35 protein-coding genes are annotated in these 23,870 nt (G+C 38.9%); 2 read left to right on the plus strand and 33 right to left on the minus strand.

What is annotated here, in order from left to right; genetic code table 11:
• Nucleotides 1-49: 49 nt before the first annotated feature.
• Together ACVWYG_RS10140 and ACVWYG_RS10145 are read left to right on the plus strand one after the other, a co-directional pair.
• A complete protein-coding gene (locus ACVWYG_RS10140; RefSeq protein WP_457270111.1) occupies nt 50-1,786 on the plus strand; it encodes a GMC oxidoreductase in 1,737 nt (578 codons plus the stop codon).
• Between the two features lie 9 nt (nt 1,787-1,795).
• On the plus strand, nt 1,796-2,428 hold the full coding sequence (locus tag ACVWYG_RS10145) for a gluconate 2-dehydrogenase subunit 3 family protein (RefSeq protein WP_457270112.1): 633 nt from the start codon (nt 1,796-1,798) through the stop codon (nt 2,426-2,428).
• A 92-nt stretch (nt 2,429-2,520) separates the two neighbouring features.
• Here the strand turns inward: ACVWYG_RS10145 and ACVWYG_RS10150 are convergent, their stop codons facing one another.
• The 33 genes from ACVWYG_RS10150 to ACVWYG_RS10310 form a co-directional block, all read right to left on the minus strand.
• Nucleotides 2,521-5,487: a glycoside hydrolase domain-containing protein gene (locus ACVWYG_RS10150; protein WP_457270113.1), complete on the minus strand. Its 2,967-nt coding sequence runs from the start codon at nt 5,485-5,487 to the stop codon at nt 2,521-2,523.
• A gap of 156 nt (nt 5,488-5,643) precedes the next feature.
• On the minus strand, nt 5,644-6,231 hold the full coding sequence (gene rplQ, locus ACVWYG_RS10155; RefSeq protein ID WP_457270114.1) for a 50S ribosomal protein L17: 588 nt from the start codon (nt 6,229-6,231) through the stop codon (nt 5,644-5,646).
• Between the two features lie 119 nt (nt 6,232-6,350).
• A complete protein-coding gene (locus ACVWYG_RS10160) occupies nt 6,351-7,343 on the minus strand; it encodes a DNA-directed RNA polymerase subunit alpha (protein WP_457270115.1) in 993 nt (330 codons plus the stop codon).
• 84 nt (nt 7,344-7,427) lie between these two features.
• Complete coding sequence (gene rpsD, locus ACVWYG_RS10165) at nt 7,428-8,036, minus strand: 30S ribosomal protein S4 (protein WP_457270116.1); 609 nt, start codon at nt 8,034-8,036, stop codon at nt 7,428-7,430.
• A 62-nt stretch (nt 8,037-8,098) separates the two neighbouring features.
• Complete coding sequence (gene rpsK / locus ACVWYG_RS10170) at nt 8,099-8,488, minus strand: 30S ribosomal protein S11 (protein WP_457270117.1); 390 nt, start codon at nt 8,486-8,488, stop codon at nt 8,099-8,101.
• A gap of 151 nt (nt 8,489-8,639) precedes the next feature.
• Nucleotides 8,640-9,017 (minus strand): 30S ribosomal protein S13, encoded by a 378-nt coding sequence (gene rpsM, locus ACVWYG_RS10175; protein WP_457270118.1) that lies wholly within the window; start codon nt 9,015-9,017, stop codon nt 8,640-8,642.
• 73 nt (nt 9,018-9,090) lie between these two features.
• On the minus strand, nt 9,091-9,207 hold the full coding sequence (gene rpmJ, locus ACVWYG_RS10180) for a 50S ribosomal protein L36 (protein WP_354356153.1): 117 nt from the start codon (nt 9,205-9,207) through the stop codon (nt 9,091-9,093).
• A 2-nt stretch (nt 9,208-9,209) separates the two neighbouring features.
• Nucleotides 9,210-9,428, minus strand: a complete 219-nt coding sequence (gene infA, locus ACVWYG_RS10185) for a translation initiation factor IF-1 (RefSeq protein WP_010599888.1) — start codon at nt 9,426-9,428, stop codon at nt 9,210-9,212.
• 70 nt (nt 9,429-9,498) lie between these two features.
• Nucleotides 9,499-10,284 (minus strand): type I methionyl aminopeptidase, encoded by a 786-nt coding sequence (gene map / locus ACVWYG_RS10190; RefSeq protein ID WP_457270119.1) that lies wholly within the window; start codon nt 10,282-10,284, stop codon nt 9,499-9,501.
• Between the two features lie 9 nt (nt 10,285-10,293).
• Nucleotides 10,294-11,634, minus strand: a complete 1,341-nt coding sequence (gene secY, locus ACVWYG_RS10195) for a preprotein translocase subunit SecY (protein WP_457270120.1) — start codon at nt 11,632-11,634, stop codon at nt 10,294-10,296.
• An 8-nt stretch (nt 11,635-11,642) separates the two neighbouring features.
• Nucleotides 11,643-12,089: a 50S ribosomal protein L15 gene (rplO, locus tag ACVWYG_RS10200; protein WP_457270121.1), complete on the minus strand. Its 447-nt coding sequence runs from the start codon at nt 12,087-12,089 to the stop codon at nt 11,643-11,645.
• 99 nt (nt 12,090-12,188) lie between these two features.
• On the minus strand, nt 12,189-12,368 hold the full coding sequence (gene rpmD / locus ACVWYG_RS10205; protein ID WP_457270122.1) for a 50S ribosomal protein L30: 180 nt from the start codon (nt 12,366-12,368) through the stop codon (nt 12,189-12,191).
• 6 nt (nt 12,369-12,374) lie between these two features.
• Nucleotides 12,375-12,893 (minus strand): 30S ribosomal protein S5, encoded by a 519-nt coding sequence (gene rpsE / locus ACVWYG_RS10210; RefSeq protein ID WP_354356143.1) that lies wholly within the window; start codon nt 12,891-12,893, stop codon nt 12,375-12,377.
• Between the two features lie 18 nt (nt 12,894-12,911).
• The gene (gene rplR, locus ACVWYG_RS10215; RefSeq protein WP_457270123.1) at nt 12,912-13,265 is read right to left on the minus strand and encodes a 50S ribosomal protein L18; all 354 of its coding nucleotides are present in this window, start codon (nt 13,263-13,265) and stop codon (nt 12,912-12,914) included.
• A gap of 5 nt (nt 13,266-13,270) precedes the next feature.
• Complete coding sequence (gene rplF, locus ACVWYG_RS10220) at nt 13,271-13,828, minus strand: 50S ribosomal protein L6 (RefSeq protein WP_457270124.1); 558 nt, start codon at nt 13,826-13,828, stop codon at nt 13,271-13,273.
• 18 nt (nt 13,829-13,846) lie between these two features.
• Nucleotides 13,847-14,245 carry a 30S ribosomal protein S8 gene (gene rpsH, locus ACVWYG_RS10225; RefSeq protein WP_457270125.1) on the minus strand — a complete coding sequence of 133 codons (399 nt, stop codon included), beginning with the start codon at nt 14,243-14,245 and terminating at the stop codon, nt 13,847-13,849.
• A gap of 153 nt (nt 14,246-14,398) precedes the next feature.
• A complete protein-coding gene (gene rpsN, locus ACVWYG_RS10230) occupies nt 14,399-14,668 on the minus strand; it encodes a 30S ribosomal protein S14 (RefSeq protein ID WP_354356135.1) in 270 nt (89 codons plus the stop codon).
• Complete coding sequence (rplE, locus tag ACVWYG_RS10235) at nt 14,668-15,234, minus strand: 50S ribosomal protein L5 (protein ID WP_457270211.1); 567 nt, start codon at nt 15,232-15,234, stop codon at nt 14,668-14,670. Before rplE ends, rpsN begins: the two co-directional genes overlap by 1 nt.
• A complete protein-coding gene (rplX, locus tag ACVWYG_RS10240) occupies nt 15,231-15,572 on the minus strand; it encodes a 50S ribosomal protein L24 (RefSeq protein ID WP_457270126.1) in 342 nt (113 codons plus the stop codon). Before rplX ends, rplE begins: the two co-directional genes overlap by 4 nt.
• Nucleotide 15,573: 1 nt before the next feature.
• Entirely contained in the window at nt 15,574-15,942 is a 369-nt protein-coding gene (gene rplN / locus ACVWYG_RS10245) for a 50S ribosomal protein L14 (protein WP_354356133.1), read from the minus strand.
• Nucleotides 15,943-16,197, minus strand: coding sequence for a 30S ribosomal protein S17 (gene rpsQ, locus ACVWYG_RS10250; protein WP_354356131.1), 255 nt, complete (start codon nt 16,195-16,197; stop codon nt 15,943-15,945).
• Between the two features lie 13 nt (nt 16,198-16,210).
• Nucleotides 16,211-16,426, minus strand: a complete 216-nt coding sequence (rpmC, locus tag ACVWYG_RS10255; RefSeq protein ID WP_457270127.1) for a 50S ribosomal protein L29 — start codon at nt 16,424-16,426, stop codon at nt 16,211-16,213.
• Between the two features lie 71 nt (nt 16,427-16,497).
• Nucleotides 16,498-16,920 carry a 50S ribosomal protein L16 gene (rplP, locus tag ACVWYG_RS10260; protein ID WP_457270128.1) on the minus strand — a complete coding sequence of 141 codons (423 nt, stop codon included), beginning with the start codon at nt 16,918-16,920 and terminating at the stop codon, nt 16,498-16,500.
• Between the two features lie 40 nt (nt 16,921-16,960).
• Nucleotides 16,961-17,785 carry a 30S ribosomal protein S3 gene (gene rpsC, locus ACVWYG_RS10265; protein ID WP_457270129.1) on the minus strand — a complete coding sequence of 275 codons (825 nt, stop codon included), beginning with the start codon at nt 17,783-17,785 and terminating at the stop codon, nt 16,961-16,963.
• A gap of 8 nt (nt 17,786-17,793) precedes the next feature.
• Nucleotides 17,794-18,153: a 50S ribosomal protein L22 gene (gene rplV / locus ACVWYG_RS10270; RefSeq protein ID WP_354356123.1), complete on the minus strand. Its 360-nt coding sequence runs from the start codon at nt 18,151-18,153 to the stop codon at nt 17,794-17,796.
• A 7-nt stretch (nt 18,154-18,160) separates the two neighbouring features.
• The gene (rpsS, locus tag ACVWYG_RS10275; RefSeq protein WP_457270130.1) at nt 18,161-18,427 is read right to left on the minus strand and encodes a 30S ribosomal protein S19; all 267 of its coding nucleotides are present in this window, start codon (nt 18,425-18,427) and stop codon (nt 18,161-18,163) included.
• Nucleotides 18,427-19,251 carry a 50S ribosomal protein L2 gene (gene rplB, locus ACVWYG_RS10280; RefSeq protein ID WP_457270131.1) on the minus strand — a complete coding sequence of 275 codons (825 nt, stop codon included), beginning with the start codon at nt 19,249-19,251 and terminating at the stop codon, nt 18,427-18,429. The genes rpsS and rplB overlap by 1 nt, the downstream gene beginning before the upstream one ends.
• Nucleotides 19,252-19,271: 20 nt before the next feature.
• Nucleotides 19,272-19,562, minus strand: a complete 291-nt coding sequence (gene rplW, locus ACVWYG_RS10285; protein ID WP_457270132.1) for a 50S ribosomal protein L23 — start codon at nt 19,560-19,562, stop codon at nt 19,272-19,274.
• Between the two features lies 1 nt (nt 19,563).
• A complete protein-coding gene (gene rplD, locus ACVWYG_RS10290; RefSeq protein ID WP_457270133.1) occupies nt 19,564-20,193 on the minus strand; it encodes a 50S ribosomal protein L4 in 630 nt (209 codons plus the stop codon).
• Between the two features lie 4 nt (nt 20,194-20,197).
• Nucleotides 20,198-20,815: a 50S ribosomal protein L3 gene (gene rplC / locus ACVWYG_RS10295; RefSeq protein WP_354356113.1), complete on the minus strand. Its 618-nt coding sequence runs from the start codon at nt 20,813-20,815 to the stop codon at nt 20,198-20,200.
• A gap of 329 nt (nt 20,816-21,144) precedes the next feature.
• Entirely contained in the window at nt 21,145-21,516 is a 372-nt protein-coding gene (locus ACVWYG_RS10300) for a DUF1634 domain-containing protein (RefSeq protein ID WP_457270134.1), read from the minus strand.
• 12 nt (nt 21,517-21,528) lie between these two features.
• Complete coding sequence (locus ACVWYG_RS10305) at nt 21,529-22,365, minus strand: sulfite exporter TauE/SafE family protein (RefSeq protein ID WP_457270135.1); 837 nt, start codon at nt 22,363-22,365, stop codon at nt 21,529-21,531.
• 179 nt (nt 22,366-22,544) lie between these two features.
• The gene (locus ACVWYG_RS10310; RefSeq protein WP_457270136.1) at nt 22,545-23,801 is read right to left on the minus strand and encodes an NAD(P)-binding domain-containing protein; all 1,257 of its coding nucleotides are present in this window, start codon (nt 23,799-23,801) and stop codon (nt 22,545-22,547) included.
• Between the last annotated feature and the right edge of the window lie 69 nt (nt 23,802-23,870).

Here is a 23,870-nt window from a genome sequence, read left to right on the forward strand (position 1 = left end):
TTCAGACAAATTTACCTTACATTACAGAATCTTTTAGAGATAACCATTTATGAGTAATTTTCAGATAAAAAAGTCGCCCACCATTTACGATGCCATTGTAGTGGGATCTGGTGCGGGTGGAGGCATGGCGGCGTATGTACTCGCAAACGCCGGACAAAAAGTATTGATGTTAGAGGCGGGGCAATATTTTGATCCAAGAACTGACTCCCAACAGTTAAAATGGCCTTGGGAATCTCCCAGACGTGGTGCTGGCACAAATCGTTATTTTGGTGATTTTGACGCTTCTTATGGAGGCTGGAGTTTAGATGGCGAACCTTATACGACAAAAGACAACACTTCTTTTGATTGGTTTAGATCTAGAATGTTGGGCGGAAGAACAAATCATTGGGGCAGAATTAGTTTACGCATGGGTCCTGAAGACTTTAAACCAACGGATGGTTTGACAGACGAATGGCCAATAACCTATGATGACATTAAACCTTTTTACGATAAAGTTGATCGTTTAATTGGTATTTATGGCACTGTAGAGGGCATTTCAAGTGAACCAGATGGTATTTTTATGAAGCCACCAAAACCTAGATTAAATGAACTTCTCATTAAAAAAGGCGCCGAAAAAGTTGGCGTAAGGGTAATAACAGGTAGAGGTGCTGTGATGACAGAAGCCCTAAAAGGAAATAGTGACCGTGCGCCTTGTTTTTACTGCGGACAATGCAACAGGAGTTGCAAAGTGTATGGCGATTTTTCTGCTTCGTCTTGCCTGGTTATTCCTGCAGTTAAAACTGGGAATTTAACAGTTATTACAGATGCAATGGTTCGTGAAGTTATAACGGATAAGGATGGAGTAGCAACAGGCGTTTCTTACGTTAATAGAAAAGATTTACAAGAATACCAAGTAAATGCAAAGGTGGTTATTCTCGGAGCGAGTTCGTGTGAATCTGCTCGAATACTTTTAAATTCTAGGTCTTCTTACCATCCAAATGGACTGGCAAATAACAGCAATGTAGTAGGAAAATATTTACATGATTCTACTGGAGCAAGTGTTTCGGGATTTTTACCCCAACTAATGGATCGGAAAAGGTACAATGAAGATGGTGTAGGAAGTGTGCACATTTACTCGCCATGGTGGTTGGATAATAAAAAATTAGATTTCCCGAGAGGCTATCATATAGAGTACGGTGGTGGAATGCACATGCCTGGTTATGGCTTTGGTGGCGATGTGGCAACGCTTAATGGATTAACGCCAGGAAGAGATGGAAAACAAAAGCCTGCAGGCGGCTACGGAGCGTCATTAAAAGATGATTATCGAAGATTTTATGGCACAGGCGTTGGCATGGCTGGTCGAGGTACAGCCATTGCGAGGGCAGACAACTATTGCGAAATAGACCCTTCAGTAGTAGATAAATATGGAATACCAGTTTTAAGATTTCACTATAAATGGGCCAAAGAAGAAATCAATCAGGCCAAGCACATGCAAGAGACTTTTCAGGGCATTATAAAAGCCATGGGCGGTATCGTTACTTCTACCATACACGGAGCAGATAACAATTACGGGTTAGAGACTCCTGGCAGAATTATACATGAGGTAGGAACTGTTAGAATGGGTGATGACAAGACCAAATCTGCGTTGAACAAATATTGTCAAGCGCATGATTGTAGAAACCTATTTGTGGTAGACGCAGCTCCTTTCGTTCAACAGGGTGATAAAAATGCAACATGGACCATTTTGGCAATGTCTATGCGGACTGCAGAATATATTTTGGCACAGAAGAAAAAACAAAACATTTAATCTAAAACAATGAACAGACGTGAATCTTTAAAGGCTTTAGGAATAGGCGCAATAAGCACAACCGTTTTATTGGAAGCGTGTAAACAGCCGGAAACAGCAAAAGAAATCCCACTTAAGGCAAATGAAGAACCAACAGCGGGTAAAGAAGCTTGGGAGGTGGAACGCGATAAAGCGCTAAACGATGAAAAGTTTTTCACCAAAGAAGAAATGGCTACCATCACTATTTTAGCAGATTTAATAATCCCGAAAGATGCTGTCTCTGGAAGTGCATCTGATGCAAAAGTACCTGACTTTATCGAGTTTATTGTAAAAGATATGCCCGAGCATCAAACGCCTATGCGTGGTGGATTAAAATGGATTGATCTTCAAAGTTACAATCGATTTCAGAAGGCATTTGTAGATGCGGGCACCGCGAATCAAAAAGCCATTTTAGATGACATTGCCTATCCGAGTACAGCGAAGCCAGAGATGCATGCTGGCGTTGCATTTTTTAGCCGAATGCGTAATTTAACAGCTTCAGGTTTCTACACTACAGAGATCGGCGTAAAGGACATTGGTTACGTTGGAAACGCCCCAAATCAATGGACCGGGGTACCCGTAGATGTTCTAAAACAATACGGAGTGGAAAACTTAAAAATTTAAAATTAAAAAATCGCGCTTCATGCGCGATTTTTTGTTTGATATTCCTTCGAGCAACATTTGTTTTTCGGTTGATCAATTCTTGCTAGTACGCGCTATTTAACAATTAAGATTAAGCCTTTCCCTGGCTCTATTGTAATGCGCTTTCCTGCTGGATAACTGCCTTCCTCTTGAAATTTGTCGATTTTTGGTGCCGTAAAGCTTGCTTCAGCCGCATCAATACCCAACTTATGCCAATCTATAATCAAATCTATAGCAACTTTTGTAGGCGACCAACTGGCTAAGGCAATCATTGTTTTCCCTTTTTGTTGATAGACAGTAGCCAAAACATTTGAGTTATTGGTCTTAACTGGGCAATTCTCGCTCCAGTAACCGATCATTTTAGACTTTTCGAGACCGAAATCATCCCAAGCTTTCCACAAAGGCTTTGGATCACTTTTATCAGACCAGCCTAAACGGCTCGTCATGCCGTAAATCATTCCTCTCCAAGGGTTTCCGTCATTTTGCAGCATTTCACCCATCAGGCCAAAAGGAATACCGCTCACTTCTGTTAAAAAAAAATCTGGACTGTTATTTTCATAGTCGAAATATTCACCAAACCACAGCCGATTTAAATAGGGGAAATGTTCCATATATAAAATGGCACTATTGTTAAATCCATCATTTTTATTGTACTGGTTCGCAGAATGAAGATCTATTATCCCGGGATGATTATTGCGAGTTAACACGCGTTTGATGCGTTTCATAGTAATGCGGTCAAAAGCTACATCATCCAAATAAACGCCATCTATGCCAACATTATTGGTAAGCCAATTCATACCTTCTACATAATAATTGTGCCAACGGTTCATACCGCTGTTTATAATCGCGGCGTCTTTAATTTCTGGCACAAACCACGCGGCAATGTAATTTGAATCTAAATGTTCTTGTAACCAGCTGAAACCACCGCCGTTTCCCGGCGAATAAATTTCCGTTCCTAAACTTCTCATCGCAGGCAACTCATAAGCATGGTCTGAAAGTTCTCTTATCGTATTGTAAATTTTAACTTTTAGTCCTTTTTGATGTGCTTCATCGATGTAAGATTTCATATCTCGCCACGCGATAAATGGATAATTGATCCAAGGATTTATTGGTGTGGCATGATGAATATTTACCACGGTTGCTCCAGATGCTTTGATAGAATCTAAACTTCCATATTTATGGTAGAATCGATTTTCCCATTGGAAATCTGTATCCAACAAATGGAAGGGGGTAATCAGCAAGTTAAAATTAAAATAAAGCACCTCCCCTTTCTTCAAATTCCTTGCGCCGGTAAAATTATCGGCCAAAATGGATGATCCATTCTCGTTAATCTGAATACCACCTCCATTTCCATTGCCCCAAGACTTTGGCAATAGCAAGGGCTTTTGTAAATAGAAATTAGTATTTAATGGCCTCAAGTAATTTTCGTCTCTAAGGTTATAGTATAAACCAGAATTTACATTTCCAACCCAAACTGCATCTTGATTTTTACTTGAAACATCCCATTTCCATTTAAGTGTATCTGGCCTCAAGCCACCTTTCTCACCCAATCCCATTAAATATTTTGCAGATTTTTTGCTGAATGGAATGTGAAAATCCACGTTGCTAAAACTCACACTATTTAAAGCAGTAATTTTAACGACATAATGAACATAACCGTCAAATTCTAAACTGCCGGTTAAATCCATCTCTAAGTTTTTAGAAATATTTTTAGCGGTCCATGTCACAGTACCAGCGCTTCTGCTGGCGATCTCAAACTTACTTGTTGTAAATTTCTCTTGAACTTTCGGTGTATTGAAGAAATGAAAATGCATGGCTTCGGCCAATATATTATTAGGTTGATCCGAGTAGGCAGTCATTTCAGAATTATAGAAGGTTTGGATCTGTTTTGGAAAACCATCGGTATTCAATTCAAGCTTTCTTCCGAGTAGTGATATGGTATTTCCGCTTACCGTTAACGCTTTGTATGGAGCTATCACCGTGTTTTTTTGTGCCATGGTAGAATTTAACCAAGTAAGCCGAGTTTGTTTATTTGGCTCCGCCACTCCACCATCAGCTAGAATTTCATTGTGAATTGTCAGCTTTACATCAACAGTTTTTGATCTTCCGTTTGCACTTACCTTAAACTTTCCAGTATAAATTCCAGCCTCTGTCGATTTTGGAATGTCTACCGTTATCCACATGGACTGGATTTTCTCTTTCGCAACATTTACCTTTTTGGTTAACGGCTTATCATCAAAGGTAACTCCATTGGTATTTAAACAATTAATGTATTTACCCGCTATCACTTTGCCATTTGATGTTTTGAAATCGCCAAATGTAATCTTTACGTCCTGTAAGTCTGTCATCGCATATACTCCAAGTTGAAAAGCATAATTCTCGCCTCTGCTTGCGCTTCCATTAAATCGGTCTAGATTGGTCATTTTAACCCACCTGTATGGAAGATCATCTTCCATTTTTACAGGGTGCATTCGATCTTCAGGAAAAACCAAAAAAGAATTATCCGAGTATTTTGCCTTTAGAATCTGGGTTTCCTTTGCGGTAGCGATAACTTCCATCGGATAAAAAGAATTAAACGAATCAATGGATTGAATCTCCACCACATGAGCATTGATGGATGTGTGTTTGGCCTTTGAAAACCAAGATTCATCCATAAGATTTGGCTTTAAATAAACCCCCTTGGGATAGTTACTGCGCCCTTCGTTTTTAAAAGGCATGTAGTAGATGAAATATGTTCCCGAACTTGCACTAAAATAGACATCGCCACTTTCTCTGCTTAATTTATCATAACCGACTTCTGAAACCAACTCGCCACTCGCTTTTTGAACAATTATGCGCTTAAGCTCTGGATTTCTGTCTCGTCTTCGCCAATTTATACTAACATGGGCTGTAGGGCCAGATCCATCAAAAGAAACAACAGCTCGGTGGTTGCCAAGTGAATCAGCATTCCACGAGTTGTTAGCACTAGTATATTTTAACACTTGCGCATTAGCTCCTAATGTGCAAATGGCAAAAATTATTAAAGTAAAAATAAATTTCATTCGGCAAGTATTTGACGCTAAGTTAAGGATCCAGCGTAAAACAACCAACCGAAAGACAATATGGATCAAAGGTTTGTTAAAATCGAACAAGCATTTATTTCACAAAAAAGTCCTGCTCTTTCGAACAGGACTCTTAAAATTATTTAGCTATAAACCTTACTCTCCTTTTGGATCTTCTTTAGCTACAGCTGCATCAGCCTCAGGTGAAACATCGTTTGCAGGTGCTTCTTGTTTAACTTCCTCGGTTGAAATTACTTCTTCTACTGGTGTTAATGGAACGTCTACTACACCTTGTGCATCAGGAGAAACAGTTTTGGCAGTCGCCTTGGTTCTTCCTCTACGGGTAGTTTTCTTGGCCTCGTCTGCATTTCCTTTTCCATAGATCTCATTGTAATCAACAAGCTCAATTAATGCCATTTCTGCATTATCACCAGAACGATTGTTTAATTTAATGATACGAGTATAGCCGCCAGGACGATTTGCAACCTTTTCAGAAATTTCCCTAAAAAGAATCGTTATCGCCTCTTTATCTTGAAGATAAGAAAACACGGTCCGACGAGAGTGTGTGGTATCATTCTTTGACTTCGTAATAATAGGTTCTACATACATACGTAAAGCTTTAGCCTTAGCTAAAGTTGTAGAAATTCTTTTGTGCATGATAAGCGACACAGCCATATTGGCTAACATTGCTTTTCTGTGGCTATCGGTTCTGCCTAAGTGATTTACTTTTTTACCGTGTCTCATGGTTTTTTTATTAAGTGTATACCGTCTCTTTTAAGCGAGGGAATTATACACTGTGAAATTATTTTTAAATAATAAGTAATGAGTTATACGAAGTACGTAACCCTATTACCTACAACATTTTATTCTTCGTCTAACTTAAATTTAGATAAGTTCATACCGAAAGACAATCCTTTTGACTTAACAAGTTCTTGAATTTCAGTTAAAGACTTTTTACCGAAGTTTCTAAACTTTAACATATCTGCAACATCATAGCTTACTAAATCTGCTAAAGTGCGAATGTCTGCTGCTTTTAAGCAGTTTAATGCGCGAACGGAAAGATCCATGTCTACCAATTCTGTTTTAAGAATTTTACGCATATGTAAAATTTCCTCATCAACCTCCTTAGTTTCTTCTTTGGCTTGAGATTCGAGTACAAGATTCTCATCAGAAAACAACATAAAATGCTGAATAAGAATTTTTGCGGCTTCTTTCAGTGCTTCTTCAGGATGAATAGAACCATCTGTAGAAATATCTAAAATTAACTTTTCGTAATCTGTTTTCTGCTCAACACGAAAGTTTTCGATGGTATACTTAACGTTCTTCATCGGCGTATAGATAGAATCTATCGCTATAACACCAACAACGGAATCAGCTAATTTATTCTCCTCTGCAGCTACGTAACCACGTCCTTTATTCACAGTAAGCTCTACTTCTAAAGTTACCGATTTATCCATATTACATATAACGTGATCTGGATTTAGAACAGTGAAATTATTGGAAAATTTAGTAATGTCACCAGCTTTAAACTGATCCTGATTGTTAACTATAATAAAAACCTTTTCCGCATCGCCAGAATCTCCTGTTTTCTTGAAACGAACTTGTTTTAAGTTTAAGATGATGTCTGTTAAATCTTCTACTACTCCTTTCATGGTAGAAAACTCGTGGGAAACGCCTGAAAAACGAATGTTGGTAATAGCATAACCCTCTAAGGAAGAAAGCAAAATTCTTCTTAGCGCGTTACCAATTGTTACTCCGAAACCGGGCTCTAACGGACGAAATTCAAATACGCCTGCGAAATCGTTTGATTTCTGCATAATCACCTTGTCTGGTTTCTGAAATGCTAAAATTGCCATTTATGTTTATTTAAATTCGTTATTAAATATTTATGGTAATATAAAAAGTTAAAGACAAGATATAGCCTTTAACATTTTTACAAATTATTTAGAGTAAAGCTCCACAATTAAGTTTTCTTTGATATTCTCCGGAATTTCGTCACGTTGAGGATAAGTCAAAAACTTTCCACTCAATTGATCTGCATCAAAATCCAACCAACCAAACTTGTTAATCTTACGGCCAGCAACTGAATTAGAAATAGATTCTAAAGATTTAGACTTCTCTCTAACGGCAATTACATCTCCAGCTCTTAACTGATAAGAAGGGATATTTACAACTTCTGCATTCACTGTGATATGCTTATGGCTTACCAACTGGCGAGCGCCAGAACGAGTAACCGCAAAACCTAAACGATAAACAGCATTATCTAAACGTGCCTCCAACAATTGCAATAAATTATCACCAGTAATTCCAGCGCGAGAAGAAGCTTTTTTGAAAAGGTTACTAAATTGCTTTTCTAATACACCATAAGTATATTTAACTTTTTGCTTTTCCATTAACTGGATCGCATATTCTGATTGTTTTCCTCTTCTTTTCGACGAACCATGTTGGCCCGGAGGATAATTTTTTCTATCTAAAACCTTATCAGGACCGAAAATTGGTTCTCTGAACTTACGGGCTATCTTACTTTTTGGGCCTGTATATCTTGCCATTTTTTTTGTGTTTTTAAAGTATCAACCAACCTTAAGATGGAGATTCTTATCTTTAAAATTAATTAAACTCTTCTCTTCTTAGGAGGACGACATCCATTGTGAGGAAGTGGGGTAATGTCTTTGATAGAATTTACCTCGATACCTGCTACTTGCAAAGTCCTAATAGCAGACTCACGACCAGAACCTGGACCTTTTACAAATACATCAACCTTACGTAACCCAAGATCGAAGGCTACTTTCCCACAATCTGAAGCTGCTTGTCCTGCTGCATATGGAGTGTTCTTTTTTGAACCTCTAAAACCCATTTTGCCCGCAGACGACCACGAAATGGTTTGTCCATTTGTGTTTGTTAAGGTAACGATGATGTTGTTAAAAGTAGCATTGATATGGGCTTCGCCCACCGATTCTACGACAACGATACGTTTTTTTGTTACTTTTTTACTTTTAGCCATTTTTAATTTTAGATATGAGACAGGAGCTATGAGTATGGAAACTTAATTCTCTCTCACACCACTATCTTAACTATTTATAACGTTAAACCGAGAAGTTGACCAGATAATACAATTGTCTTATATCTCAAATCTAACAGCTCAAATCCTTTCTTTATTTAGTAGCTTTCTTTTTGTTTGCAACTGTTTTTCTCTTTCCTTTTCTCGTACGGGAATTATTTTTAGTACGCTGACCACGAGAAGGCAACCCTTTTCTATGACGTAGACCACGATAACACCCAATGTCCATTAATCTCTTAATATTCAATTGAACTTCAGAGCGTAAAGCGCCCTCAACCTTAATCTCATCGTTAATGATGGTACGGATTGCAGTCAACTCTTCATCAGACCAAGTTTCAACTTTTTTATTAAAGTCGATGCCTGCTTGAGTAAGTATGCGCTGTGCAGTCGTTTTGCCTATCCCATAAATATAGGTTAGACCAATTTCTCCTCTTTTGTTTCTTGGTAAATCAATACCTGATATTCTTGCCATGTTTGTAAATTGGTTTTTAATAAACGATCGAACGGCGGGCCACCGTTGTACGGTTCTCGTTATACTGTTCTAACTATCCCTGACGCTGCTTAAACTTCGGATTTTTCTTGTTAATCACGTAAAGCTTTCCTTTACGGCGAATAATCTTGCAATCTACGCTACGCTTCTTAATTGATGATCTAACTTTCATTTCTATTTGTATCTATAAGTTATGCGGCCTTTCGTTAAGTCGTATGGCGACATCTCTAATTTAACTTTATCTCCAGGTAAAATTTTTATGTAGTGCATGCGCATTTTACCAGATATGTGCGCAATAATTTCATGCCCGTTTTCTAATTCTACCCTAAACATAGCATTAGATAACGCTTCCCTTATTACTCCGTCTTGTTCAATTGAGGCTTGTTTAGCCATATTATACTGATTGTTACTTATTTACCTGCCTCTAAACAGGGACGCAAAATTAAATAAAATAATTCACATTTTATTCTTTTTTTCTTAAAACTTCTTCTATGTAATCAAACGTAGACAAAATGTCTGGTTTCCCCTTCTTTATCGCCACAGAATGCTCAAAATGGGCAGAAGGTTTGTTGTCTTTACTTGTTACTGTCCAACCATCAGAATGAAAATTAACTCCCGCTACACCCGCGTTGATCATAGGTTCTATGGCAATAACCATCCCCTCTTCAAGCTTTGGCCCATTTCCGCGTTTCCCATAGTTTGGTACCTCAGGCTTTTCGTGCAACTGCACACCAACGCCATGCCCAACCAATTCTCTAACTACGCCAAACCCATTACTTTCCGCATGTTGCTGGACGGCAAACCCAATATCTCCAATCCTCATCCCTACGACTGCTTTTTCTAAACCGAGACGTAAACACTCTTGGGTAACAGTTACAAGTTTCTTCTTCTCTTCAGAAATCTCACCGATTGAAAACGTATAGGCAGAATCGCCAAAATATTTGTTTTTGATTACCCCGCAGTCTACGGAAATCAAATCGCCTTCATTAATAACGTAGTCGCTTGGAAAACCATGAACCACTTGATCATTAGGAGAAATGCACAATGAGTTTGGAAAGCCATTGTAATTTAGAAAAGCCGGTATTGCGCCGTGATCGCTAATAAACTCAAAAGCGAGCTTATCGAGCATTATTGTTGTAACGCCTGGTCCAATTACCTTTGCCACCTCTGCCAAAGTTCTTGACACCAATAGATTGCTTTCCCTGATAAGCTCTATCTCTTCTAAAGATTTATAATAAATTTTAGACATGTGAATTTCCTACAAAACGGCGTTGCTGCTCGCTGCCGGAACTCCTGCTCTTCCACTTATTCTACCTGTTTTCATCAAACCATCGTAATGACGCATTAACAAGTAGCTTTCTATTTGTTGAAGTGTATCTAACACAACACCAACCAAAATCAATAAAGATGTCCCTCCAAAAAACTGAGCAAATTCCTGCTTGATTCCAAATTTTACAGCAATAGATGGCAGAATAGCTATAATAGCCAAGAAGATTGCACCTGGAAAGGTAATTTTAGAAATCACATCATCAATAAAAGTTGAGGTCGCTAACCCTGGCTTAACGCCCGGAATAAAGCCCCCATTCTTTTTCATGTCATCACTCATCTGCACCGGATTAACGGTGATAGCGGTGTAGAAAAATGTAAATAAAATAATCAGAATTGCAAATGTAAGGCTATATGCCAACGAAACAGGGTTGCTAAATTGAATTAACCAAGAACCTTGTAAAGAAGGTACAAACGAAGTAAGCGCGCCTGGAATAAACATTAACGCCTGTGCGAAAATGATGGGCATTACACCTGCAGCATTAACCTTTAACGGAATGTACTGGCGAACGCCGCCAAACTGCCTGTTTCCAACTATTTTCTTAGCATATTGAACAGGAACTTTTCTAACGCCCTGCACAATTAATATGGTAAACATCACCACAGCAAATAATGCAACAACCTCTATAACCAAAGCAACAGGACCACCGCCGGTACTTGACGCTCCAACTTTATCAGAAAATTCTTGACTTAGTGCAACAGGCAACCGAGCAATTATACCAATCATTATAATTAGCGAAACGCCATTGCCTATCCCTTTATCTGTAATCTTTTCACCAAGCCACATGACAAATAAAGTACCTGCAGTTAATACAATAACAGAAAGAATGTAGAAAAGGGTAATAGGCATTAATATAGCTGCCGTAGGAACTTGAGTTTTAACGTAACCAATAGACTGTACAATGGTAATTAAAACGGTTAGATATCTTGTAATCTGATCCATTTTTTTCTGTCCACTTGCGCCTTCCTTTTGCATTTTCTGGAAAGAAGGTACAGCTACTCCGAGTAACTGAACGACGATGGATGCCGATATGTACGGCATAACTCCCAATGCTAAAATAGACACACGTGAGAACGACCCACCGGCAAACATATCCAACAAGCCTAAAATACCAGACTTGGTTGTGTCTCCCAAAGCGCTCGGATTTACACCCGGCATAACCACGTGAGAAACAAACCGGTAAATTAAAAGAATTAAGAGCGTAAATAAAATACGCTCTTTTAGTTCTTCAATTTTCCAAATATTACTTATAGTCGTAATTAGCTTTTTCATGTACTAGTTTACAGTTTTACGATTGAACCACCAGCAGCTTCAATTGCTTTTTGAGCGGTTGTAGAAAATGCATGCGCAGTAATCTCTATTTTGGCTTTCAGCTCGCCGCGACCTAAAATCTTTACTAAGTCGTTTTTAGAAACCAATCCGTGTTCTTTCAATACGGCCAAATCTACAGATTTTAACTCGAATCTCTCCACTAAACCTTGTAGTACATCTAAATTCACACCCACATATTCGGTGCGATTGATTGGCTTAAAACCAACTTTAGGCACTCGGCGTTGTAAAGGCATTTGACCACCTTCAAAACCAACTTTTGATTTATAACCAGAACGAGACTTAGCTCCCTTATGACCGCGGGTAGATGTACCACCACGTCCAGAACCTGTACCACGTCCGATTCTTTTAACCTTTTTTGTTGAGCCTTTTGCCGGCCTCAAATTACTTAAATCCATTTTTTTAAACTTGTGTCGCCCTTCGCTTTCACTAAACAGGTACAACGGTTAGAAGAATAAAAGAGTTAGCGCCAAAAAGCAGCTAACTCTTCCTAATATTTATATGCTTTCTATGGCAACAAGGTGATTTACCTTTCTAACCATTCCAACAATCTGTGGAGTTGCCTCAACTTCAACACTTTGATTCATTTTTCTTAAACCCAAAGCTATTACAGTTCTCTTTTGGCGTTCACTTCTATCGATCGTGCTTTTAATCTGTGTTATCTTAATTTTAGCCATGATTTCTTATCCGTTAAAAACTTTATTTAAATCTATGCCACGGGTTTGCGCGATGGTATACGCATCACGCATTTTTGTTAATGCATCTACGGTAGCTTTTACCACGTTGTGTGGATTAGAAGATCCCTTAGATTTTGCCAACACATTGGTAATCCCAGCACTTTCCAACACCGCACGCATCGCACCACCGGCAATTACGCCAGTACCAACTGCTGCTGGTTTTATTAGCACAAAACCTCCAGAATATTTTCCAATCTGCTCGTGAGGAACGGTACCGTTTAAAATAGGCACTTTTACCAAATTTTTCTTAGCATCATCAATTCCTTTAGCAATTGCTTCAGTTACCTCTTTCGCTTTTCCAAGTCCAAAACCTACCACACCGTTTTCATCTCCCACAACAACAATCGCGGAAAAACTGAAGGTACGGCCACCTTTGGTAACTTTGGCAACGCGCTGTATGCTAACTAACCGATCTTTCAATTCTATATCGGTTGTCTTTACTCTTTTTATATTGATAGTTGACATTTTCTTTCTTTTTACAATTTAAAAAACTAGACCACCTTCACGTGCACCTTCAGCGAGTGATTTAACACGACCGTGGTATAAATAGCCGTTTCTATCGAAAACGACTTCTTTAACGCCCGCTGCCAATGCCTTTTCTGCAACTAGTTTTCCAACTGCTAAAGATTGTTCTACTTTATTGCCTTTGCCAGCAAAATCTTTTGATAAAGATGAAGCAGATGCGATGGTACTTCCATTCACATCGTCTATAATTTGAGCGTAGATACCTTTATTGCTCCTGTACACAGACAATCTTGGGCGCGCTTCAGAACCAGTAAGTCTCTTCCTAATTCCTTTCTTAATTCTATCTCTTCTTGATAATTTCTTTCCTGCCATGATTACTATTTCTTAGATGCTGATTTACCTGCTTTTCTTCTTAATACTTCACCAACAAACTTGATACCTTTACCCTTATAAGGCTCTGGTGCACGTAGCGAACGAATCTTTGCCGCTACTTGTCCTATCAATTGTTTATCTATGCTCTCCAACATAATTTTTGGAGTTTGCCCTTTCTCTGAGCTCGTAGTTACCTTAACTTCTGCAGGCAACTGAAAGATAAAGTGGTGGGAATAACCTAAAACCAAATCTAATGTATTGCCTTGGTTTGTGGCACGATAACCAACACCAACAAGTTCTTGTTGCAATTTGTATCCTTCTGTTACACCAATAACCATGTTATTAATCAGCGAACGATACAAACCGTGTAACGCTTTATGCTTCTTTTGGTCTGATGGACGGCTTACTTGTAATACACCATCTTCTTGGTCAATGGTGATCTCTTGATCAACATTTTGGGTTAATTCACCCTTAGGTCCTTTAACCGTAACCACGTTTTCTTTCGAAACCGATATCGTTACACCTGCAGGGATTGTAATTGGGGCTTTTCCTATTCTCGACATTGTGTTTTTCTCCTCTAATTAATAAACATGACACAATACCTCACCACCAATTTTTAATTTGGCTGCCTCTTTGTCGGTCATTACGCCTTTAGAAGTGGATAAGATTGCGATACCTAAACCATTTAATACCCTTGGCATATTTGCTACGCCGGCATATTGTCTCAAACCTGGTTTACTTATTCGCATCAACGTACGAATAGCAGGAACTTTTGTAATAGGATTATACTTCAAAGCAATTTTAATGGTGCCTTGTGCAGTAGTGTCCTCAAACTTATAGTTCGTGATGTAACCTTTGTCAAAAAGTACTTTTGTGATTTCCTTTTTAAGGTTTGATGCAGGAATTTCTACAACCCTGTGGTTGGCCTTAATGGCATTCCTTACTCTTGTTAAATAATCTGCTATTGGATCTGTATTCATTTTTTATTGTTATTGATGGTGGTTTCTTATATTGCTATTTAACTTATAGACCTTCCATCGGTTAAAATTCTTTTCTATTAGTATCAGGACATTAGCATCAAGTATCAAGAAACTTTTATCTCAATACTTGATACTAAATAATTGCTACTCCTATTACCAAGATGCTTTTCTGACACCTGGTATCTTACCATCTAATGCCATTTGGCGAAAAGTTACCCTAGATATACCAAAAGTACGCATGTACCCGCGTGGTCTGCCTGTTAATTTACAACGATTGTGCAAACGAACTGGAGATGCATTTTTTGGTAATTTATCTAAGCCTTCATAATCTCCGGCTGCTTTCATTGCTGCACGCTTATCTGCGTATTTTTCCACCAACCTTTGGCGTTTTACTTCGCGTGCTTTAATACCTTCTTTTGCCATTATTCTGCTATTTTTTGATTTTTAAACGGTAAACCGAATTGTTTTAGTAACTCTAAGGCTTCTACATCAGATTTTGCCGAAGTTACGAAAGTAATGTCCATCCCTAAAATTTTACTAATTTTATCGATGTTTATTTCAGGGAAGATAATCTGTTCAGTAACGCCTAGAGTGTAATTACCATGTCCATCAAATCCCTTATCATTAATTCCTTTAAAATCACGGATACGAGGAAGAGCGACGGAGATCAAACGATCTAAAAACTCATACATGTTGTTATCACGCAATGTTACGCGCACGCCAACAGGCATTCCCTTACGTAATTTAAAGTTAGAGATATCCTTTTTTGAATTCGCTCCAACCGCTTGTTGACCAGTGATGGTAGTCAACTCAGCAATAGAAGTATCCATAATTTTCTTATCCGTTACAGAAAACCTTCCTATACCTTGGTTGATACAGATTTTTTCCAATTTAGGAACCTGCATAACCGTTTTATACTGAAATTTTTCTCTAAGTGCAGTTACAACTTCTTCTTTGTACTTGCTTTTTAACCTAGGTGTAGCCATTATTTAATTTCCTCCCCTGATGTGGTTGCCACTCTAACCAATTTACCTTCTGCATTTGCCCTGCGGCCAACACGTGTTGCTTTTCCAGATGTAGGATCAATCAACATAAGATTTGAAATGTGTAAAGCTGCTTCCTTTTTAATAATACCACCGTTAGGATTAGCTGTATTTGGTTTTGTGTGTTTAGACACTAAATTTACACCTTCTACAATGGCTCTGTTTTTATCTATAAATACTTCTAGTACTTTTCCTTGCTGGCCTTTTGAATCACCTGCAATAATTTTTACCAAATCTCCCGTACGGATCTTCAGCTTTGATGGTTTGTTTACTTTAGTTCCCATATTATAATACCTCCGGTGCTAATGATACGATTTTCATGAATTGTTTCTCACGTAACTCTCTCGCCACCGGGCCAAAAATACGTGTACCTCTTGGCTCGTCTTGTGCATTTAGCAAAACGGCCGCATTATCGTCAAAGCGGATATAAGAACCATCTTTGCGTCTAATTTCTTTTTTAGTTCTAACCACGACTGCCTTAGAAACTGTACCCTTTTTTATATTGCCAGATGGCAATGCGCTTTTAACGGTTACAACAACTTTATCGCCAATTGAAGCATAACGTTTGCCAGTTCCACCTAACACCCGTATGACTAAAACTTCTTTTGCGCCGCTATTATCAGCAACGTTTAATCTTGATTCCTGTTGTAACATCTACTTAGCCCTTTCTAAAATTTGTACCAATCTCCAATTCTTGTTCTTGCTCAGTGGGCGAGTTTCCATAATCAATACCGTATCTCCAATACCGCATTCATTCTTCTCGTCATGTGCCATAAATTTGGTAGTTTTCTTAACGAACTTACCATAAATAGGGTGCTTTACTTTACGTTCGACAGTTACTACAACAGATTTATCCATCTTGTTGCTCACTACCAACCCTGTTCTTGTTTTTCTTAATTTTCTTTCCATTTCGACTTTCAAATTAATTGCTTTCAGTACTAGTTGCCGACGCAGCCTTTACTTTAGTCAGTTCAGTATTTAAACGAGCTATATCTCTCCTTAATTTCCCGATGCGAGAAGGATTTTCTATGGCCGAAACAGCATGTGCAAATTTCATCTTTGTAAGATTCTCTGTTTCTTCTGCAATCTTAGCTACTAAATCTTCTTTTGAAAGCCCTATGATTTCTGAATATTTCATTTCTATTTTTCTTTAAATTTTGAGTGTAGAGGTTGTACAAACAAGTATCCACAACATTCATCTCAAATGACTTATGCTTCTACGTAATCCCTACGTACTACAAACTTAGTTTGGATTGGTAATTTTTGTGCTGCTAAACGCAATGCTTCTTTAGCAACTTCTAAAGGCACTCCTTCCGCTTCGAAAATTATGCGCCCTGGTCTAACTACGGCAACCCAATATTCTGGAGCTCCCTTACCTTTACCCATACGCACCTCTGCCGGCTTTTTGGTAATTGGCTTGTCCGGGAAAATCCTGATCCATACTTGGCCCTCACGTTTCATAAAACGTGTTACCGCAATACGGGCAGCCTCTATCTGTCTACTGGTAATCCATGTAGATTCTAAAGATTTGATGCCAAAAGACCCAAATGCCAACTCAGCTCCACGAGAAGCTAAACCTTTCATCCTGCCTTTTTGCATCTTCCTGAACTTTGTTCTTTTTGGCTGTAACATTTTATTCTTTTCTTATCGTTAAACGATGTTAATTAATCAGTTATTTGCGAGGACCTCTAGCACCTGCTCCCGCTCCTGCGCCGCCGCCTCTATTGTTGCCGCCGCCGCCGCCGCGTCTATCATTGCCGCCACGGTTGTCTCTTCCACCACCTCTATTGTCTCTTCCACCAAAAGCAGGCTTATCGCCAGCACCTTTCGGGCCATTATTAGTAGCACCAATGTTAGGAGATAAATCGCGTTTGCCATAAACTTCGCCCTTCATAATCCAAACCTTAACACCTATCTTTCCATAAGTTGTCAAAGCTTCTGCTAAAGCGTAATCTATATCAGCTCGGAAAGTATGCAAAGGCACTCTTCCTTCTTTGTATTGTTCAGAACGCGCCATTTCAGCACCGCCTAAACGACCAGAAGTCATGATTTTTATGCCTTCGGCTCCCATACGCATTGTTGATGCAATAGAAGTCTTCATTGCTCTACGAAAAGAAATTCTCGCTTCTAATTGTTTCGCAACACCTTCTGCAACCAATTGTGCATCAAGCTCAGGACGTTTGATTTCGAAAATGTTGATCTGAATTTCCTTTTTAGTCAATTTTTTCAACTCTTCTTTGATCTTATCAACCTCAGCACCCGCCTTACCAATTACGATACCCGGGCGTGCTGTGTGGATTGTTACCGTAATACGTTTTAAGGTACGTTCGATAACAACTTTAGATATGCCGCCTTTTGCAATACGTGCAGAAAGGTATTTCCTTATTTTTTCATCCTCAACTAATTTATCGGCATAGTTATTTCCACCAAACCAGTTCGAGTCCCATCCTTTGATGATACCTAACCTGTTACCTATTGGATTTGCTTTTTGTCCCATTTCCTAAATTAGTTTTGAGTTTCTGTATTTTTACTATCTACTATCAGCGTAATGTGGTTAGAACGTTTACGTATTCTAAAACCGCGACCTTGCGGCGCAGGTCTCAAACGTTTAAGTTGGCGGCCACAGTCTACCATAATTGTCTTTACAAACAATTGGTTTTCTTCTGGACGGGCACCATCATTTTTAGTTTCCCAATTTTTAATGGCCGATAATAACAGTTTCTCAACTCTTATTGCCACCTCCTTATTGGTAAATTTTAAAATACTCAATGCTTTTTCTACGCGTTCACCTCTGATAAGATCTACAACTAAGCGCATTTTACGCGGCGAAGTTGGACAATTATTTAATTTTGCTATTGCTTCCATTGTCTAATTATTTCCTTTTTTCAGAGTGTCCTCTAAATGTTCTAGTCGGGGCAAATTCTCCCAACTTGTGTCCAACCATGTTTTCTGTTACGTATACAGGGATAAACTTATTACCATTGTGTACCGCAAATGTATGACCAACGAAATCTGGAGAGATCATTGATCTACGAGACCATGTTTTAATGACCGACTTTCTGCCTGAATCATTCATAGAGACAACCTTCTTCTCTACATTATGGTCTATATAAGGTCCTTTTTTTATCGAACGAGCCATTATTTCTTCCTTCTCTCTATGATGTAACGATTAGAATATTTTTTCTTTTCTCTGGTTTTAAAGCCTTTGGCTAATAAACCATTTCGCGAACGTGGATGACCACCTGATGATCTTCCCTCACCACCACCCATTGGGTGATCGACAGGATTCATCGCTACCGGCCTTGTTCTAGGCCGACGGCCTAACCAACGTTTACGACCCGCTTTACCGAGTACTTCGTTTGCATGATCTGAGTTAGAAACAGCACCTATAGTTGCCAAACACGTAACCAGTATTAAACGGGTTTCACCTGATGGCATTTTAAGTGTGGCATACTTGCCATCTCTAGCAGCTAGTTGTGCATAAGCACCGGCGCTACGTGCAAGTTGTGCTCCTTTGCCCGGGTGAATTTCTACGTTGTGAACGATAGAACCCAAAGGAATGTTAGCTAATTTTAAAGCATTACCAACTTCAGGAATAGCTTTATCGCCAGACATCACTTCTTGCCCAACTTGTATGCCTTCTGGAGCGATGATATAACGCTTCTCGCCATCTACATAGTGTAATAAAGCTATGCGTGCGGTTCTGTTAGGGTCGTATTCAACAGTTGCTACTGTTGCAGGAATATCAAACTTATCACGTTTAAAATCTATTAAACGATAAGATTTCTTGTGACCACCGCCCATGTAGCGCATAGTCATTTTTCCTGTGTTGTTACGCCCACCAGATTTCTTTGATGATACAACCAATGATTTTTCGGGCTTGGTTGCTGTAATCTCCGTAAAGCTGGCACCTACTCTAAAGCGAGTACCCGGAGTGACTGGTTTAAATTTTCTTAAGCCCATAGTTACTATTAATAATTGAATTAGATATTTGCGTAATAATCTATCGTTTCGCCATCTTTTAGCGTAACAATTGCTTTCTTATACTTATTTGTACGGCCAGATACAAAACCACCTTTTGTATAACGGGACTTTGCTTTCCCATCTACAACCATGGTATTTATCGCTACAACATTAACACCATACATCTTTTCGATAGCCGACTTTATTTGTATTTTGTTAGCCCTGTGATCTGCACTAAAAGTAAATCGATTGCCTTTCTCAGTTAAAAGAGAAGCTTTTTCGGTTAATATTGGTCTTTTTAAAATTTCCATATTATTTGGCAAATGCCTCCTCCAAAGATTTTACAGAATTTTCGGTAAACACAAGTACACCTGCATTTAATACGTCATACGTATTTAATTGACTTGCAAGGACTACTTTGGTTCTTTGAATGTTTCTGCTTGATAAATAAATATTATGATCTACTGTTGGCAATACCAACAAAGTTTTTTTGCCGCCTACATTTAAAGCTTCCAATAAACCTCTATAACTTTTTGTCTTTACAGTATCGAATGTAAAATCTTCTAAAACAAGCACGTTATTGTCTTTAGCTTTATAAGCCAAAGCAGATTTACGAGCCAAAGATTTCAGCTTCTTGTTTAACTTAAAACCATAATCGCGTGGCTGCGGACCGAATACACGACCTCCACCATTAAACAGTGGTGATTTAATGCTTCCTGCACGTGCACCACCGGTACCTTTTTGCTTGTAAAGTTTGCGGGTCGAACCTGCAATTTCATTACGTTGTTTAGACTTGTGCGTACCTTGACGTTGGTTGGCCAAATACTGCTTCACATCTAAATAAATAGCATGGTCGTTTGGTTCTATACCGAATACACTTTCAGAAAGCTGCACCTTGGCACCTGTTTCTTTACCTGAAATATTTAATACTTTAACTTCCATCTGACTACTTATCTAAAATTACGTAAGAACCCTTAGCTCCTGGTATGGAACCGTTAACCACTATTAGGTTTTGATCTGCATAGATTTTCAATACCTGCAAGTTTTGGACTTTCACTCTGTCTCCACCCGTTCTACCTGCCATACGCATTCCTTTAAACACGCGAGATGGAAACGATGACGCTCCCAATGAACCCGGCGCACGTAAACGATTGTGCTGACCGTGAGTTTGCATACCCACACCGGCAAATCCATGACGTTTTACTACACCCTGAAAACCTTTACCTTTAGAAGTTCCAACCACATCTACGTATTCTCCTACTTCGAAGATAGAAACGGTAACTGTATCGCCTAAGACTACAGAATCGTCAAACTCATCAAACTCGATTAACTTACGTTTTGGAGTGGTCTTTGCTTTGGCAAAGTGCCCTTTTAAAGGCTGGGTGGTGTTTTTTTCTTTGGCTTCGTCGTATCCAAGTTGAACTGACGAGTAACCATCTTTTTCTTCGGTTTTTACTTGTGTCACCACACAAGGCCCAGCTTCGATTACGGTACAAGGAATGTTTCTTCCTGCCTCATCGAAAATACTGGTCATTCCTACTTTCTTTCCAATAATTCCTGACATTATATTTATTTGTTTTTAACACCCATCGTAGCAGTAGGGCTTCGTTCAAGGTGGTTGTTCATCCCGTTTTAGGGGAGGGCAAAAATAGGAAAGAATTCTTAATATTCAAACAGTTAGCTCATTATTTTTTCAAATAGTTTGCTGCACCCTAATCTGTTCGGTTTAAAAGCAATTTTATGAAAGATCAAAAGCTTAAAAAATGGCTAGCTCAGTAAAGATATCCGCTAAGTCACCTCATCCTGATTGAGCGTTAACAATATGTGTAGTGCGCTTTATTACGCCAAAGCATTGCCTGATGGCGCAGATTGTATTAATAACTAAGCCGTTAGCTATCCGGCGAAGCCGCCATTTAAACTAACCATAATTATGCATAGTACAATGAAGCCAATGGTTACATACATGTAGTCCTTTTCCAAAAAAAAAGTAAAGATGGAGAAAACCACTCTAGAAATAGGTGTGAAAATCAACAGTAGAATACCGAATTGTATAATTGCTTTCCCATTTAATGTAGGCAACATTTTGATAATTTCTGTGGGTTTGGATAACGTCGCTATTTCTGGTGTAAATACCTTATAACTTACGGTTGTACCGCTCTCCGCGATTAAGAACAACACACCGCCAATAAGCACGACTGCCATAGAGATAATTACCCCCACGCGCAATAAAGTACCCAAAATAACTTGTATGTCTCTGTCTTTCATTACCAACGTTAGCTATATATTCCCGCTTAGGCCATTATAAATCATTTGTACCGCCAAAAAAAGTACTACAACTGCAAATATGATTTTTAATTTATCTGTTTTAGCACGTACAAGTATTTTGGAACCTAAGGTTGCCCCGAAAAGTACTCCAATACATACCGGCATCGCAATTCCAGGATCTATTTGACCGCGGTGTAAATAAACAACAGCACTTGCTGCAGCCGTGACACCTATCATAAAATTGCTAGTGGTGGTAGAAACTTTAAATGGCATGCTCATGATGTTATCCATAGCAATTACTTTAAGTGCCCCAGAGCCAATGCCAAGTAGCCCTGAAAGCGTTCCCGCGAAAAGCATCATAAAAAAGCCACCTACAACCCTATGGACTTTGTAAGGTTTCTCCACTCCGTTTAATGGATAGCTGCCGTTAAGTTTAAAAAACAAAGCCAACTTGCTAGTTTGTGGATTGTCTGATTGACCTTTTCTCTTAACTACCATCATCAATGCAGAAAAAACTAAGATGATGCCAAAAGCAACCGCAATTAAACTAGGATTAAGGTAAACTGCTATTATTGCTCCACCAATGGCGCCTAAAGTGGTGGCAATCTCTAAAAACATACCAATCCGGATGTTTGTAATGCCTTCCTTCACATAGGCGGCCGCCGAACCCGAGGAAGTTGCTATAACCGAAACAATGGAAGCGCCAATGGCATAATGAATATCTACACCGAGTCCTAAAGTGAGCAAGGGAATGATGATTACACCGCCTCCTAAACCAGTAAGCGAACCTACTAAACCCGCTAAAAAAGCGCCAATTAACATAATCAACGTAAAAAGCAAAATCGACATCCGCGCAAATATAATGTACCTATTTATGGTAAACGAAAGAATTAATGAATAAAATAAATTCTATCGAATACCTAGATGAAATGGAAAATTACCTCAGGGAATAGCAAAAGTACAATACCTTATAAAACCCAGTAACGATGTCGAAAAGCCATTCCTATCTTCACGGTTTAACCTTAATACTATTGTCCCAGCCTTCTAATCATCTCTGCACTTAAATCTCTCCCATCATTTAATCGATCTGCAAAGAAAGTTTTTGCGGCCTCGAAATGCGCCTTATACCCTTTAATATCGCCATAGCCAATAATAGATGCCCACTCGTGCACCGCAGTGTGAAATTCTAAATCGTCGCCGCGGATAGATTTATCGAACAAAGCGGTCTGAATGGACTCTTCTAGCATCGCTTCATTTTTAAAAAGGTATTCTGCTATCCCCAACCTAAGTTTAAACGGAGGAGTCTGACAAATCAAATTATCGTAGGGATTTATTCCCATCTTATACCAAGCATATACCATACTAAGCAAACTTAAATGCGAGTTAGGTTTCTGGTTGTGGTTGCCATCAGACAAACTAAACTCTTTCATTATGCTGTCGTCAAGCAATACCAACTTTCTACTTTCGTGAAATACAAAGCTTTTTGCGGCGTAGATTTTTGCTCTAAATTGTTCCTCATTTTCACAAATCATCAATTTATACAATTCCGATTCGGCTTGGGCATAATATTTAACCTGTTCTTGAGCGTACGGGTTGAGGATGGCCAAGCCAGCGTAAATGTGAGATTTATAACTAAAGATGCGCAGCGTCGTTAAAATCTTTACATTGTCTATTCCGCCTGAGTAAGCGGGATTATCCCAAGGAAAAAAACCGGCATTTTTCCATGCGGAGCCCATACTTTCAAAGCCCATGTGAGTGACTGCTTGGGTATCGGCAACAATCCTATCATGTGTTTTATAATCGTCTAATTCGATGATGTTAGATTCTAAAGTTTTTAAAACGGTCATTGCTTTTAGGTAAGCCGCGTCAGAAGCGCGATGTCTCACCACCACCAATGTCTGGCCTTTAGAACTAAATCCCGGACCGTGAAGCGAATGACAGGTTACAATTTGTGTTTCTTTTGGTAAATATTTTTCAAAAGCCGCGATTTCCGGATGTTTAACAGATGTTTGGCCACCTACAATGGCACCGTATTTTGTAGAGCATGCAAATCTTTCAACAACTTCGGCAACTAATTCTGCCTCTACACAATACAAAATAAAGTCAGATTTACGCGCGACCCCGTGGCCATCAATCAACACCTCTATTTTTTTAGGCAGCAACTCTTCTTCCAACTCCTCAAACCGGCTTGGAATGTCGGCACCGCAAACGGCATAACCTGCTTTAGCAAAACATAGCGCATACAATTTGCCCATGTCACCCAATCCAATAATTCCTATCTGCATTTAACAAATGTAACCGAAACGGCTAAAAATTATAATAAAAATTGCATAAAACTGTTAATTAATATAAGT

Source organism: Pedobacter sp. UYEF25, assembly GCF_054061655.1.